Annotated in this window: 16 protein-coding genes (1 of these 16 running past the window's edge); 2 read left to right on the top strand and 14 right to left on the bottom strand. The window is 49.8% G+C overall.

From position 1 onward, the window contains the following. Nucleotides 1–529, bottom strand: partial view of a chaperonin GroEL gene (groL, locus tag BBR47_RS02910; RefSeq protein WP_012684269.1) — the beginning only. It extends 1,103 nt beyond the left edge of the window; only the first 529 of its 1,632 coding nucleotides appear in the window; it begins with the start codon at nt 527–529; the stop codon falls past the left edge of the window. A 55-nt stretch (nt 530–584) separates the two neighbouring features. Then, on the bottom strand, nt 585–869 hold the full coding sequence (groES, locus tag BBR47_RS02905) for a co-chaperone GroES (protein ID WP_012684268.1): 285 nt from the start codon (nt 867–869) through the stop codon (nt 585–587). A gap of 265 nt (nt 870–1,134) precedes the next feature. Between groES and BBR47_RS02900 the strand changes: the two genes are divergently transcribed. Further along, nucleotides 1,135–2,454, top strand: a complete 1,320-nt coding sequence (locus BBR47_RS02900) for a CAP-associated domain-containing protein (RefSeq protein WP_012684267.1) — start codon at nt 1,135–1,137, stop codon at nt 2,452–2,454. A gap of 67 nt (nt 2,455–2,521) precedes the next feature. On the opposite strand, the gene BBR47_RS02895 is transcribed toward BBR47_RS02900, so the two are convergent. From BBR47_RS02895 to BBR47_RS02870, 6 genes are all read right to left on the bottom strand, one after another. Further along, nucleotides 2,522–2,944 (bottom strand): hypothetical protein, encoded by a 423-nt coding sequence (locus BBR47_RS02895; protein ID WP_041749217.1) that lies wholly within the window; start codon nt 2,942–2,944, stop codon nt 2,522–2,524. A 104-nt stretch (nt 2,945–3,048) separates the two neighbouring features. Further along, entirely contained in the window at nt 3,049–3,825 is a 777-nt protein-coding gene (gene tatC / locus BBR47_RS02890; protein WP_016740769.1) for a twin-arginine translocase subunit TatC, read from the bottom strand. Between the two features lie 21 nt (nt 3,826–3,846). After that, nucleotides 3,847–4,239, bottom strand: a complete 393-nt coding sequence (gene tatA, locus BBR47_RS02885) for a twin-arginine translocase TatA/TatE family subunit (protein ID WP_012684264.1) — start codon at nt 4,237–4,239, stop codon at nt 3,847–3,849. A 61-nt stretch (nt 4,240–4,300) separates the two neighbouring features. After that, nucleotides 4,301–5,302 (bottom strand): molybdopterin-binding protein, encoded by a 1,002-nt coding sequence (locus BBR47_RS02880; protein ID WP_041749216.1) that lies wholly within the window; start codon nt 5,300–5,302, stop codon nt 4,301–4,303. Further along, on the bottom strand, nt 5,296–5,811 hold the full coding sequence (locus BBR47_RS02875; protein WP_012684262.1) for a MogA/MoaB family molybdenum cofactor biosynthesis protein: 516 nt from the start codon (nt 5,809–5,811) through the stop codon (nt 5,296–5,298). Before BBR47_RS02875 ends, BBR47_RS02880 begins: the two co-directional genes overlap by 7 nt. 131 nt (nt 5,812–5,942) lie before the next feature. Beyond that, nucleotides 5,943–6,521, bottom strand: coding sequence for a 5-formyltetrahydrofolate cyclo-ligase (locus tag BBR47_RS02870; RefSeq protein ID WP_012684261.1), 579 nt, complete (start codon nt 6,519–6,521; stop codon nt 5,943–5,945). A 107-nt stretch (nt 6,522–6,628) separates the two neighbouring features. On the opposite strand from BBR47_RS02870, the gene BBR47_RS02865 reads away from it, so the two are divergent. Beyond that, the gene (locus tag BBR47_RS02865; protein WP_012684260.1) at nt 6,629–8,563 is read left to right on the top strand and encodes an ABC-F family ATP-binding cassette domain-containing protein; all 1,935 of its coding nucleotides are present in this window, start codon (nt 6,629–6,631) and stop codon (nt 8,561–8,563) included. An 8-nt stretch (nt 8,564–8,571) separates the two neighbouring features. Here the strand turns inward: BBR47_RS02865 and BBR47_RS02860 are convergent, their stop codons facing one another. From BBR47_RS02860 to thiL, 6 genes are all read right to left on the bottom strand, one after another. Continuing rightward, nucleotides 8,572–10,809: a hypothetical protein gene (locus BBR47_RS02860; protein ID WP_012684259.1), complete on the bottom strand. Its 2,238-nt coding sequence runs from the start codon at nt 10,807–10,809 to the stop codon at nt 8,572–8,574. A 303-nt stretch (nt 10,810–11,112) separates the two neighbouring features. Further along, a complete protein-coding gene (gene tsaD / locus BBR47_RS02855; protein WP_012684258.1) occupies nt 11,113–12,195 on the bottom strand; it encodes a tRNA (adenosine(37)-N6)-threonylcarbamoyltransferase complex transferase subunit TsaD in 1,083 nt (360 codons plus the stop codon). Further along, nucleotides 12,195–12,650 (bottom strand): ribosomal protein S18-alanine N-acetyltransferase, encoded by a 456-nt coding sequence (rimI, locus tag BBR47_RS02850; protein WP_012684257.1) that lies wholly within the window; start codon nt 12,648–12,650, stop codon nt 12,195–12,197. Before rimI ends, tsaD begins: the two co-directional genes overlap by 1 nt. A gap of 4 nt (nt 12,651–12,654) precedes the next feature. Then, the gene (gene tsaB, locus BBR47_RS02845) at nt 12,655–13,377 is read right to left on the bottom strand and encodes a tRNA (adenosine(37)-N6)-threonylcarbamoyltransferase complex dimerization subunit type 1 TsaB (RefSeq protein WP_012684256.1); all 723 of its coding nucleotides are present in this window, start codon (nt 13,375–13,377) and stop codon (nt 12,655–12,657) included. Beyond that, nucleotides 13,358–13,828, bottom strand: coding sequence for a tRNA (adenosine(37)-N6)-threonylcarbamoyltransferase complex ATPase subunit type 1 TsaE (tsaE, locus tag BBR47_RS02840; RefSeq protein ID WP_041749765.1), 471 nt, complete (start codon nt 13,826–13,828; stop codon nt 13,358–13,360). Before tsaE ends, tsaB begins: the two co-directional genes overlap by 20 nt. A gap of 5 nt (nt 13,829–13,833) precedes the next feature. Beyond that, nucleotides 13,834–14,850: a thiamine-phosphate kinase gene (gene thiL / locus BBR47_RS02835; RefSeq protein WP_012684254.1), complete on the bottom strand. Its 1,017-nt coding sequence runs from the start codon at nt 14,848–14,850 to the stop codon at nt 13,834–13,836. Between the last annotated feature and the right edge of the window lie 37 nt (nt 14,851–14,887).

The raw sequence follows: 14,887 nt of genomic DNA, 5'->3' as shown, positions 1-14,887 counted from the left end.
CTTCAACAGTGATTACGCCATCTTTGCCCACTTTTTCCATTGCTTCAGCGATCAGGTTACCTACTTCTGGATCGTCAGCGGAAATAGCAGCAACTTGCGCGATAGAGGATTTGTTCTCAACCGGCTTCGCGATGGATTTGATTTCTTCTACAGCTGCACGAACTGCTTTTTCCATACCGCGACGGATAACCATTGGGTTAGCGCCAGCAGTTACGTTTTTCAGACCTTCACGGATCATAGCTGCAGCAAGTACAGTTGCAGTTGTTGTACCGTCACCAGCGATGTCGTTGGTTTTGGTAGCAACTTCTTTAACCAGTTGCGCACCCATGTTTTCGTAAGCGTCTTCCAGCTCGATTTCTTTCGCGATGGTCACACCGTCGTTGGTGATCAATGGAGAACCGAATTTTTTCTCAAGAACCACGTTACGGCCTTTTGGACCGAGGGTTACTTTAACCGCATTTGCCAAAGTTTCAACACCGCGCAGCATGGAGCGGCGAGCGTCTTCAGAGAATTTGACTTGTTTAGCCATCTAAACTCAACCTCCTGTTATGTGTTTATTCGTTCGACTTCCTATGTTAAGAGCCTTAACCGATGATCGCGAGGATATCGGATTCGCGCAGCACGAGGTATTCGTTGTTGTCTACCTTTACTTCAGTACCAGCGTATTTGGAGAAGATTACTTTATCGCCTTCTTTTACTTCCAAAGCGATGCGCTCACCGTTGTCAGCAACACGGCCAGAACCTACTGCGATTACGCGGCCTTCTTGCGGTTTTTCCTTTGCAGAATCAGGCAAAACGATACCGCTTGCAGTCGTTTCGTCTTTGGAGATAGCTTCGATTACCACACGGTCACCCAATGGCTTAAGCACTAAAAACACCCTCCTCAAAAAATGTAGGTAAACAAGATTTCTGTTGTTAGCACTCGACTGTTATGAGTGCTAACACCCAATTCCTATAATAATGAATCACTATGTACTTTGCAAGTAGTTTCCCTCACTTTTTTCCATTTGCAACTGCTTGACTACTCTTCCTCCTATTAAATTGCATTCTCTAGCAAGGAGGTTCTAGTATTCGGACACGCTCATATAAATGAAACATAGAATCAGGCAAGCTCACCAAGGAGGGAATTGTTCCATGCACAAATGGCTCTGGATTGGCTTAATTGCCCTGGGAGTCTTCGGAATCAGCCGTCTCTTCACTTCGGATACTACTTCCTTTATACGGGTCAATCTTAACCCGGCCTCTATCTATTGGGATGGCCGAGAAATCGTCGCAAGCGAAAAGCCCGGGTACTACATGGAGAAAGGCAAGGAAATACCAGCTTCCCTCGAATACGAAGGAACACTATATGTACCTCTGTCCATGATCAGTCGCCACTTGAACAAGCCTATCGGGTGGGATGAAGCTTCCCAAAGCGCTTGGGTCGGTCAACCTCCCGTATTCTCCGTTGGACAGCCTGAAAAACAGAATACACCCGATGCAGTCCCTGCCTCTCTGACGCTTCCCCAAAAGCCCGCAACCGTCAAACCACCTGCATCACCCGTTCGAGAGGAGAAGCCTAACACGATTTTTGACATCGCTCTCGGCATGTCTTCTGAGGAAGTACACAAACGGTTAGGTGAGCCTGCCCGTAAAGAGCCAAGCAGTCTCGGCTATCAATGGTGGGTGTACAATCACGAGCCTGCCCGATACATTCAAGTCGGCATAGCAAATAACAAAGTCGTCGATGTGTACTCGCTTGCTCCTACAGCAAAGCTCGGAAACATCGGAGTCGGCACCAGCCAGCAATCACTTGAGCGTCAATTGGCTGTACAAAACATTGTTTCTTTCTCTTTTCAGGGGGCACAAATCCAAATAACCAATCAAAAACAGCAACGCCCTCTCGTCATGAAAGATGGCACCCCCTACATTTATTACTTGGACAAGCAGAATGGCAACAAGGTCACTGCTGTACGTATGATGGATGCGCAAATGCTGTTGCGCGGCAGTTTTTACGAAACGAAGTGGACCTATCAAGGTCAGGCACCCAATTTTGATCCCCCGCCGCTTCGAGTTGGCGAACGAGAACAGGTCAATGCCGCATCTGAGCGCCAAATCCTCGATCTGGTCAACGTCTCCCGCTACCGATACAAGCTTCCGCCCCTTCAATGGAATGAAAAGGCTGCCGATGTGGCACGCAAACACAGCATGGACATGGAGAGTAACAATTTCTTCGATCACATCTCTGCGACGACTGGGAGTAATCCATTTGACCGCATGAAAAGTGCCTCTCTCGCTTATAGCATGGCCGGAGAGAATATTGCAGCAGGCTATACGGATGCCATCGAAGTCCATGAGGGCTGGATGAACAGTCCAGGCCATCGCAAAAACGTACTCGAAAAAGGCTTCACCCAATTAGGAGTGGGCGTATATACAGACTACTTCACCCAAACCTTCCTCACTCCCAATAAATAATCGAAAAGCCCGATCTCGTCGCTTTTTATGGACGACCGGGCTTGTTCTTGCAAAAGCAAGTGCCACTTTACGGCAATTTCACCTGTTTCCTTAAGTCGTCAACCTTTTCGATAAACTCCACAACGACCGTTTCATATTCCTTCGTATGCAGAATCAGCCACGGACGACGCTCCCCTTTTTTGGGCATGATGACAAACATCTCTGCAATCATCGCATCGAGATTAGCGGATTTTAGCTTTATCGGCTTTGGAGGGACTAGTGGAATTTTTACGATCATGGCGGAATCCAAGGATGGATTAAACTCCAAGACCCTCCCGCTCACACTTTGCAAAATCTGCTTGGCTTCCTCCTGAAAACCTGTGGTATTTTCAAAGCTAGCCACAACGCGCTGTTTGTCCGTATCAAAAAGTTCAATAGGCTCCCCCAGCCCAGCTGCATTTGCAGTACTCCCAGAAAAAAGCAACGCCAAACATACGATTAGCCGCCACATATTCAGCACCTCCCGGATCATAACGTCCTTAGTATTTCTCAATTTCTGCCGAAATACCAAAAAAGCCCTCTGCCACTCAGGACAGAAGACTTTTCTCATGCTCGTTATTGAACGGGTTCGTTTGTTTCCAAACTGCCGTATTCTTGTTCCCACGCTTCTTGTTCTTTTAATTGCTTGCGATAAACAATCCGGGATAGCCAAATGCTCAGCTCGTACAAAAGCAGCAAAGGGATGGTCACGAGAATATCACTAACAATCTCTGGAGGCGTCAAGGTAATCCCGACGACAGCCAATGCAAAGTAAGCGTAGCGTCGTGCCTTTGCCAGCCTCATTGGATTGAGGATTCGCAGTCTCGTCAGGAACATAACGATAATCGGCAGCTGGAACAGTATCCCGAACGGAATGACCATATTAAACATGAAGCCAAAGTATTGCGCGATTCCGTAGTTCGGGTCTGCGCCCATCGATGCTGTAATACCGGTCATAAACTGCATGACCATCGGAAAAACGACGTAGTAGCCAAACAAGACACCAATGATAAACAAAAAACAAGCCGCCGGGATAAAGTAAAGTGTCCCGCGCTTTTCCTGTTCTTCCAGCCCTGGCGAAACAAAACGCCAAACGTGATAAAGTGCTACAGGCAGTGTGATGACAGCACCCACTAGGAAGGCAACCTGCATGTAAACACGAAGTGCGTCTGACGGATGCAACGAGACAATGGGCACGCCATCCGCAATCGGTTCTTGCTTTAAATAATCCACAAGTGGACCGGCGAGGAAAAAACCGACGATCAATGCGACAATAAACACGGCCAGCACCCATATGATGCGCTTGCGAAGTTCCGTCAGGTGTTCTACCAATGTCATTTCCTGATCCTTCATGGTAACCACCAACCTTACCTGTTACGCGTTCTTCTGCTCTTTTTCCAATTGAAGGCGCTCTTGCTCCAGCTTTTCGCGGATTTCTTTTTCCAAGCGTTCACGTTCTATTTTTTCACGAACCTCGCGTTCCATTTTTTCACGAACTTCGCGTTCAATTCTCTCCCGCTCCGCTGCTTCCTTGTCAGCGACAACCGGCGTTGTTTTGGCAACAGACACTTCTTTGGAAGCTAGCTCCTTGCGCTTTTTCTCCTCATCGTCGTCTTCATCGTCGCTCGTCAGACTGCGGGTTGCATTTTTGAATTCTTTCAAAGTATGACCTACCGCACGCCCCAATTCTGGAAGCTTTTTCGGACCAAAAAGCACCAAGGCTAAAACTAAAATTAAGATTAATCCAGGAATCCCGATTGAGCTCATACGTGTTCACTCCTTTTTCTTGTGAAGTCGTTTGCTTTTCGTTATTTGCCAGTCTAACCAGCTAGCACTTTCGTAAACCACCATATCCGAGTCTTGTCATATCAGAAGCTACAATTCGCTCCCCAGCTAAAATGCGAGGCAAAAATACATCAAAAGAAGTAAACGTTTCATGCATGACCGCTCCCGGCAATCCGAGAATCGGTACTTCGCCTTTGTAAGCAACCATCAGCATGGAGCCCGGCAGCATCGGCGTACCGTAGCGCACTACTTCAGCTCCTACTCCTGCAATCGCTCCCGGCGTGCGGTCATCTGGATCGACAGACATGCCACCCGTGACCAGGATCAGATCGACCCCTTCAGCGAGGAACGATTGAATCTGCTGTTCGATCGCTTCCTTGTCATCTGGCGCAAAACGCTGGTCTACGACAGTAGAGCCAAGAGCTTCCACCTTGTTTCGAATCACAGGACCGAACTTGTCTGCAATCCTGCCAGAGAAAACTTCTCCCCCTGTCGTAACAAGTCCCACCCTTTTATCCTGAAACGTTTTTACTTGTACAATCGGTTCGTCAAACTGTTTGGCCAGTTGCTCCAGCTCGATGATTCGAGACTCTTCCATAATTAACGGGATGATTCTCGTAGCCGCCAATGTATGCCCCGGATGCACGACCTGATCACCATAAATCGTGGAAAACGCAATTCCTTCGAGCTGGTTCAACGCATGGACAGCTTCCTCGTTGATTTTGGCTAAACCTGTTCTTGAGGCCTTCATCGATACTTTGCCCTCATAAGGAGGCGTCAAGGTCAAGCCAGTTCCGGAAACAGCCTTCGCGATACGAATGCCCGCTTCTTCCTCATGGATGTAGCCTTCTGGCATCTCCAGCACGTAAATATGCTCTTTGCCAATGGACAACAGTGGCTCAATATCAGCCTCGGTGACAACATGTCCTTTTTTGAACAAGCGTCCTTTGAATTCTCCAGGCAAAATTTGCGTCATATCGTGAGGAAGCATCATGCCGATCGCTTCACGCACTGGCACTTCCCGCATCTGAGGTTTTTCTACCAATGCAATCCTCCCCAATCTTCGTTTGCTTCTCCCGTTCCTTGCAAAATGTGCAAAGCGTCGGACAGCATATCGCCAATCGCATTGAAACAGATTTCTACGCCTTTCGGATTGCCAGGGAGGTTGATAATCAACGAATTCCCCCTCGTTCCCGCAACTGCACGGGTCAGCATCGCCCGTCGGGATTGCTTCAAACCAGCACGGCGCATTTCTTCAGCCAAGCCGGGGACTGGTCTGTCAATGACCCACGCTGTCACTTCTGGCGTAACGTCACGCGGGCTAAGTCCCGTTCCTCCAGTAACAATCAACAGATCGCATTTTTCGCGGTCTACGAGCTCAATCATATGTTCTTGCAAATCTTCCATATCATCACTAACGGCACGGTATACAGCGACATCTACTTGAAGCCATTCCCTTGTCAGATGACGAACGATTGGCATACGATCGTCCACACGATCTCCTCTGGCAATCGAATCACTTGCAGAAATAACGCCTACCTTCCATTTGCTCACGATACATTCCTCCGGTTTCTCATTCGATAGTATTGTACACTTTTCTGTAAAAAACGTCTCGTCGTTTTTCCTTAGCGGATAGCACCATTCGCGACAGAAGAAGGCATGTAAAAGCTACTGACACAAAACATTCAAAAATGCAGAAGACCTTTTTCGGTGACAACTGCATCTAGCAAAACATCATGAGACTCTAAGGGTACATGCTCCACAACCTGAATAGAGAAGCCAACTCCAACCAAGAACGGGAGCTTTTTCAGCGTTGCCAGAAAGCGATCATAATAACCACCACCATATCCCATACGTCCGCCCTTGCTGTCAAAAGCAACGCCGGGAACAATGATCGCATCCAGGTGTGATACGTCCGCTTCCTCTGCCAGGGCAGGATCTGGCTCCCAAATCCCGTAGACTCCCTGCTTTAGCATGTCCGTTCCTGTATACCGATAGGGAATGAGACGTCTCGCGGCAACGTTTGTGAGCGGCAGCCATATGTCTTGGCCTCGCTTTTTTGCCTCATGTAGAAAGGGCAGAATATCCAGCTCATCGCCAAAAGGATGGAAAGCCATAATTGCTTTGGCATCAGCCAGCCTTTCATGAGACAGCAAATGATCGCATACCTCTCTGGAAAGCTGCTCCCGTTCCTTTGCAGACATGGACTTGCGCCTCTCCAAAATATGGCTTCGCAGCTGTTTTTTATTCGTTTTTTGGTCCATGACAACCTCTTCCCTCTTTCGTATCGTGCATGGGACATTCCCACGAGGCTTGTCCCATGCGCTCTCTCTAAGCTACACTGGCATTAGTATATAAAGAGGTGAATCCGATGATTTTGCTACAAGCTGAACATATAGAAAAAACATATGGTATCGAAACCATTCTACAAGACATCTCCCTGCAAATTCAAACCGGGGAAAGGGTTGGTCTGGTTGGCGTAAACGGTGCAGGCAAATCGACTCTAATGAAGATCCTCGCCGGCGAGCTAAGCTACGACAAAGGAATTATCCGCATTCCAAAGGATGTTACACTCGGTTATTTGGCACAAAACAGCGGCCTTGAATCGGAACGATCGATTTGGGATGAGTTATTGAGTGTTTTTTCCCATCTACAAAAGGAAGAGCTAGAGCTTCGTGAGCTCGAAGCCAAAATGGGCGATCCCGCTATTCTCGCTGATGAGAAGCGTTACCAGCAACTGTTGGAAAATTACTCCCACCGCTCGGAGGCCTTTAAGGAAAAAGGCGGATACAGCTACGAGGGGGCGATTCGTGGGGTCTTGCACGGTCTGCGCTTTGCTGACTTCGATTACACGACGCCGATCCGCACATTGAGCGGCGGACAAAAGACTCGTCTGGCACTAGCCAAGCTGCTGCTCCAATCCCCTACCATTCTCCTGCTGGATGAGCCGACGAACTACCTGGACATCGAGACATTGACTTGGCTGGAGACGTATTTGCAAAACTACCAGGGTGCCATTCTCGTCGTTTCCCATGACCGTTACTTCCTGGACAAGCTCGTGACCGTGGTATATGAAATCGAACGGACACGCGCTACCCGCTATGTCGGTAACTACAGCCGCTTCCTCGATGAAAAGGCGGCTCGTCTCGAACAGGATTTGAAGCGATTCGAAAAGCAGCAGGAAGAGATCGCCAAGCTGGAGGATTTCATCGCGCGAAACATTGCTCGAGCTACGACGACCAAACGAGCGCAAAGCCGACGGAAGACATTGGAAAAGATAGACCGATTGGACAAGCCAATCATGAACAACAAATCCGTCCACTTCTCTTTTGATGTAGCGAAAATGAGCGGTACTATTGTGATGAAAGCAAACAACGTCGCGATTGGTTACCCGGATGCTGTCCTTTCTCAGGGTCTAACATTTGAAATCGAGCGCGAAGAGCGTGTGGCCTTGGTAGGTCCCAATGGTATCGGGAAATCGACACTGTTAAAAACGATCGTAGAACAGTTGCCTAAGCTACGCGGCGATATTCATTTCGGGAGCAATGTAACGATCGGGTACTACGACCAGGAGCATCGTAACATGAACGAACGGAATACAGTGCTCGGCGAAATTTGGGATGAATATCCGAATATGTTGGAAAAGGAAGTCCGTACCCTGCTCGGCAACTTCTTGTTTAGCGGTGATGATGTACAAAAGAAGATCAGCGACCTGTCTGGTGGAGAGCGTGCACGCGTCTCTCTGGCAAAGCTCATGCTGAAGCAAGCAAACTTCCTGATCTTCGACGAGCCGACGAACCACTTGGATATTTTCAGCAAGGAAGTGCTTGAGAATGCCCTCTACGATTATCCGGGTACGATCCTGTTCGTCTCCCATGACCGTTACTTCTTAAACAAGATTGCCACCCGCGTCCTAGAGCTGACAGGTGATGGCGTGACCAGCTATTTGGGTAACTACGATTACTTCGTGGAGAAAAAGCAGGAACTGGAAGAGCTCGCAGCCGAGCAAGCAGCGCTGCCCGCAAAAAAACAAGGCGGTACCGCAACGGCACAGCCTGAGAAATCCTCGTATGAGCTGGATAAGGAAGTAAAACGTCGCGAGCGTCAACGTCAGCGCCGCTTGGAAGAGATTGAGGTCACGATCCAAAAACGAGAGGCTGACATTGTCAAATGGGAAGAAGAGCTTTGTCTCCCGGAAATTTATAGTGATCATGTACAGGCAAAAGAACGCAACGATCAAATCCATGCTGCCAAAGAAGAATTGGAGCAGTTGTATGACGAGTGGAGCACGCTATCAGAAGAGTAGTCCCGTCTTCACGTAGAACAGCGCTCTTGTGCAGGCTCCTCCAAGGCGGCATAGAGAGCAGGAACCACCAGAAAGGTAATGCAGGTAGCTGCTGTGACGATGCCTGAGTCATTGAGAAACAGCCCAGCCAGTGCACCCACAATGACACCAGCAAAGCCTTTAACCAAGTATGGCGTGTCCTTCGCCAGATGGTGCAAGAAGCGGTCGTTTTTCAAGGTGAGAACGCCTAGAGCAATCAGGGAGACGACAAATGCTTTGCTCCAAATGGAAACGCGAATCAAGCGGAGATTCATCGCCAGCTTGCGTTCAATCATCTGCCCTACCTCGGCCCATTCCCCATGTACAATCTGCTCGGAAAGACGTCCGACATGAGTCAAGGGTTGATCTGACATGAGACTGATCGCCATCAAACCGCATACACCCATAACCAGGCCGCCTGCCAACAGCAGGAGGCCTTTTTTGCCAATTCGCCAGCCCTCAAGCCGTGACAATGCCACGGTAAATCCGATCAGCCCCGCAAGAAAACCGCCTGCGTCCGTTCCCAGGCTCGGTGCCACCATGTAATAAAGCACGACACTGTATATGGCTGCGGAGACAGCAGGCAACCATTTCTGTTCCCGACGTAGCTCCTTTTGTCCTCCGGTCATTCTCTCGTATAGCGAAGCCACAAGCATGATCGTGCTGCTGATCAGGACCCCTTCGTATTCATTTCCTAGCCCGTAAAACCTCGCTCCGATTACCGGATCATACCCGAGGTACGATTGCCGCATCAAATGAGCACCAGTCCATCCGTCCAGCAGCAGAATGGCTGTCGTCACTCCGCTAACTGTCATCACGATTCGCGGGAGAGCATGGGTTTCCTGCCAAAAAGCCGCGATCAATGCAGTCATGATGAGCCCTCCCAAGACAACCGCGCCGGTAACCTGCCAGTCGAGTAGGCTCTCCGCCAAAAGCAATGCGGGAAACCATAATAAAGCCAGCAACGCAAGTCGTATTCCTCTACGAAGCCGCAAAAGTCCTGACCCTTCCCTCTTCCGCCCAAACCACCAAAGGACAACCGCACACCCTACAATGACAATCTGTAGCATGACGTAGGTGTAGAGCACTGCTGGCCTTGTCGCATATGTATGATGAATCTTGCCTACCTGATTCTGAAGGGCAGTGAGACCATTCCCTTTTTCGATACGTATGACATGACCAGCCAACCCTTTTGGTATGGGTACGTCCAGCCAAGACAGTATAGTTGGCACCATATCGAGTCCACTGACTAATCCCGACTGCCTCGTGGTAGCGGAGGTCAAAACTCCATTCGCTTTCTCTCCCCAAATGAACACGGGAGTTAAGAGAGTCTTTTCTTTTGTCGCCACATGATTAACGGCTGGTGATGCCAATACAATGCGTTGATGTGGTTTACGTTTCTCAAGGAGTTGGTCAAGGAAAAAGGACAAGTCACGTAAAGCGCGCTGATACTGCTGGGTAAACTGGCCTTGGTCCATATCCGCACTCAACTGGTATAACCGGTTTAAATCTGAGAGCTGAGCAATAATCAAGCCCGCTTGATGTTCGCTGTGGATTTTCTCAAGCAGGTACGTGTAGTTTGTCTTGATCCCGTACGGATAACCACGAAGGTGCTCCATGCTTTTAGCCGAAATGTCCCCTGTCGGAACCCTTCCTTGCTGATCCATCGCAAACAGAACGGCATGTCTCTGTCGAATATCCTCAAAGTCACCGTTTCCGTATAAAGCGACCTGAATGTTGTTTGCAGCAAGCACGGTCCCAAGAAGCCCGATTTGCGCAGAATATGGTTTCTCCCGATTATCTGCCAAGAGCCGGAAAATACCCGGAAAAATGATCGAGGAGCGCGCCACCTCCTGCGCTTCATCACCGCCTAGCTCTTGCGCCCTTTCACCGGCTGTTTCCCTGGACGAGAGCGCCTCAAACAGATGATAGCCTGTCCCGCTCTTTTCAGAGTAAAGCGCTTGACCGCCGCTCCCCATGAGCAGGTAGCCGTTTGCGGCCGTACGCGTTCCGGGTGTTCTTATGGACAGAGCCCCAGCTCCTGCGCCATCCAACCATTTATCCACAGTAGATAACTTTTTGAGCTGCTCCAGATCATGAAACGACATCCCCTCCACAAACAGCATGATGACCTGCTGTTTTTCCTTTGCTACCAACGGTTTTCCTATATTTGTAGCTAGAAACAATATCAGGAATGACAAGCAAATCAGCGCGAGTTTCTTTCTCACGAGTCTCCCTCCTGTTGATAACTCGACTTTTTTATCCACATTTTCCACAGAACAATCCACAGAGTATATGCGGTTTTCCCGGTCATTTTCTCGTGTTATCACCAGTATTCACAGGAGTATATGTGAACAATCCAGAAAGTTATCCTATGATGTGGATAAATTGGCGGACAGTCAAATTCTTATGGGCATAGGCCGAAGCTTAGACTGGAAATGCGCTTCTTCCCCTCACCGACAGCCGCTCGTTTAAACAAACAAAAAAAGCATCTCTGATTCAACCTCAGAGATGCTTTTCATCCATTCACTCTATTGCTCTGAAAGCGACAGGCTTGGGACCCCGTTCAAATCAAGCCCCTCAAACTGTCCTTTTTCATACTTGATAAAGCCTGCTGCCGCAATCATCGCAGCGTTGTCTGTGCATAGCGAGAACGGTGGGATCACCAACGGTATTCCTTCTGCCTCGCACCTTGCCTGCAACCGCTCACGCAATCCGCGATTCGCCGCAACGCCCCCAGCCAGCAATACCTGCTTCGCTCCATGCGAACGGGCTGCCCGAATCGTCTTTTCTACGAGCACTTCTGTTACAGAGTCTTGGAAGCTCGCAGCCAGATTCGCCGGTTCGATCGTCTCTCCTCGCTGTGCTGCATTGTGTAAGGTATTGAGCACAGCTGATTTCAAGCCACTGAAGCTGAAATCGTAGGAATCTGGCGCAAGCCATGAACGAGGGAGTGGTACATTTGCCTCACCTTCATGCGCGAGGCGATCAATATGAGGTCCGCCTGGATATGGCATATTCAGCGCTCGTGCTACTTTGTCGTAGGCTTCCCCTGCAGCGTCGTCGCGCGTTTCCCCCAAAATCTCGAACTGACCATGCTCCTTCATCCAGACAAGCTCCGTATGCCCGCCCGATACGACGAGTGCGATCAGCGGAAACTCCATTTCTTGCACCAGACGATTCGCGTAAATATGACCCGCGATATGATGGACTCCAATTAACGGGATGCCTCTGGCCATGGAAATGGCTTTTGCTGCTGCCACGCCAACTAACAGGGCTCCGACAAGCCCGGGCCCGTACGTCACCGCAATGGCCTGGATGTCATCCAACGTTTTCCCAGCTTCGGTCAGAGCCTCTTCGATGGTAAGCGTAATATTCTCTACATGTCTGCGAGAAGCCACCTCGGGCACGACTCCGCCAAACCTTTTATGGATATCGGCTTGGGAAGCGATGACGTTCGACAGAACCTCTCGGCCATCACGGATGACAGAAGCCGATGTTTCGTCGCAGCTTGTTTCAATTCCTAAAATATAAGTAGGAGCACCTGATTCCTTGTGTGCTTCGTATTTTTGCTGTATGCGCTTCTCGTAGCGCGACGTATACGTCTTGTTCATTACAATGTCACCCACATAATGATTGCGTCCTCATTGTTATCCGAATAATATCTCTTGCGTCGCCCATGCTCTTTAAAGCCGAGCTTGATATACATGTTCCGCGCGACTGTGTTCGAAGGTCGAACTTCCAGCGTCATGCTATGGGCACCCTGCAGCTTGGCAACACCCATCATTTTGATCATCAGCGCCAATCCAACCTTTTTTCCACGATAGAGTGGATGGACAGCGATATTTGTAATATGTGCCTCATCGATCACGATCCACATGCCGCAGTAAGCAATAATTCTATTTTGGTGAGCGACGACTACATAGCGTGCATTTGGATTTCTCGTCAGCTCGTTGACAAATGCATCATGCGGCCATGGAGTTGTAAAAGCCAAGCGCTCCAGCTCTGCCACAGCCCCAACGTCCTGCATCGTCATATAACGATATTCCAAATCGATTGGTTGACTCATGCTTTTACTCCTTTACGGCCCCCGCCTGCTTTTGGGCAAGCCACTTCGCTTCTGCTTCTGCCAGTTGCAAATACTCTGGAACTAGTTCATGCGCATTTCCGCCTTCTTGAAGCTTGCGTAGTGCCACATAGCCGATATGGGCAGCACGCGGGTGATTGAACGCTGGAGAAGCAAATTGCGCCTGATCCCCGAGCTCTTGCACAATCGTCTCCCGATGTAGCCTGACATCTTCACCCAAGAACAAGATCGGCTCTCCTTGCGCCAGGTCTCGCAACAGTGGCAGCCATTCTCGCAGCAGGATGATTTGTTCTGTGGACTGCGCTCGTACCGCCTCCATGCCTTCGGAACAATAACAGCCGGTATACACTTGACCTCTGCGCGCATCGAACAGCGGGACAATCAATCCAGAGAAGCCTGTGGCATTCATGGCGATTACCTCCAGACTGGATACACCGATAACCGGCACATTCAGTGACCAAGCCATGCTTTTCGCAGAAGCTACGCCGATTCTCACGCCCGTGTAGGAGCCCGGTCCGTTTGCCACCCCGAAGCCGCTGAGTTCCTCTGGCGCTGTTCCTGTTGCATCGAGCAGTTCACTGACGCAGTCCATCAGACGCACGGAATGGTTTTTTTGCTGGTTCGTCGTCATTTCAGCCAAGACTCGCTCTTCCTCTACCACAGCTACACTTAGCACCAGATTCGATGTATCAATCGCCAGTACGCGCATCAAAATCAAACTCCTTACACAATTTCACATAACGATTCCCTTGAGGAACCAGCTCAATCATACGCTGTTCCTCCCCTTCTCTACGCAGGAAGACGGTCATCCGATCTGTCGGCAGGACATCCTCGATCAAAGAGGCCCACTCTACGACACAGACACCTTCGCCAAAAAAGTAATCGTCCAGACCAAGAGAGTCTGGATCATCGCCTACCCGGTAGACATCCATATGATAAAGCGGCAAGCGCCCCTGATATTCTTTTATGATAGTAAAGGTCGGACTGTTCACTACTTGTCGGACTCCTAGTCCTTTGGCCAACCCCTGGGTAAAAGTCGTCTTGCCCGCTCCCAGATCTCCCTCCATCGCGAGGAAGTCACCTGGTTCAAGCAGACTTGCCAGTTGCTCGGCAAAGCGCTGCGTCTCCTGCGCTCCCGTGAGCCTCCATGTATAGCTCATCTCTTTCATCCACTCCTAAAATGGTTGAATCCCGCTTTGGGCAACGGGAGCTGTTGATCATCGCGCTGAAGCATCAATTCTGGATCATGCCTTTTTTCTACCACCTCACCGATGACAGTAAACCGTACACCACTAACGGCAAATTGCTTGCTTACGGCTTCGTAGTGACTTTTCGCAAGCGTTCCGACCAATTGATAATCTTCACCGCCATAAAAAGCCCATTCCAGCGGATCTTTCTCTACGTGCCGTGCATACTCCCGAACTTCGTCATGGATCGGTACCGTTGCAGCATCGACCAAAATCGATACGCCACTGGCTTCAGCAATCTCCCACAGCTCTGAGGCAAGTCCATCACTTACATCATTCAGCGCACTGCATGCCCCTGATTCCAGCAGCAGTCTGCCCGCCTTTATTTGGGCAACGGGACGCTGATGGGCATCCATCAATGTCTCCCAAGATGCAGAGACGCCTCTTTCAGCAGTCTCGCCTTGCAGGAGAAGATGTAGTCCTGCTGCGGAAGTTCCGACATGCCCTGTAACAAAAACAAGCTGTCCAGGCTTTGCTTGTGAGCGGCGAATGGCGCGCCCTTTTTCTACCTCACCCAGTACGGTAACACTCAGGTGTAGGGCATCAGGCGCAGAAACGGTATCGCCACCAATGACACGAACTCCATATGCCTGACAAGCCTCGTAAATACCTTCATAGATTTGCTGGCATTCGTCAGGCGTCCATTGCGGACTTACCGCGATACTGACAAGCGCATACCGGGCAACCCCGCCCATCGCTGCTACATCGCTCACATTGCTGATAACAGCCTTATATCCGATATCACTAGGATTCATCGTTTTCTTCAAAAAATGAACCGTCTCCACCATCGCATCGCAGCAGGCCACGACTTCCATTTCTGGCGCTGGGGAGAAGACAGCGGCATCATCCCCTATCCCGACGGTCAAACCGTTCCCTTCCTGCCCCGCAGAACGACTCGTCCATTGCCGGATCAGGGAAAATTCGTCGTGTGCCACTTCAAACGCTCCTTTTCTTAGCGGAAAACATTTTTCG

It is taken from the genome of Brevibacillus brevis NBRC 100599 (genome assembly GCF_000010165.1).
In the GTDB taxonomy this organism is placed as follows: Bacteria; Bacillota; Bacilli; order Brevibacillales; family Brevibacillaceae; genus Brevibacillus; species Brevibacillus brevis_D.
Note: the sequence above shows the minus strand (reverse complement) of the source record. Positions and strands in the feature narration are given on the sequence as shown.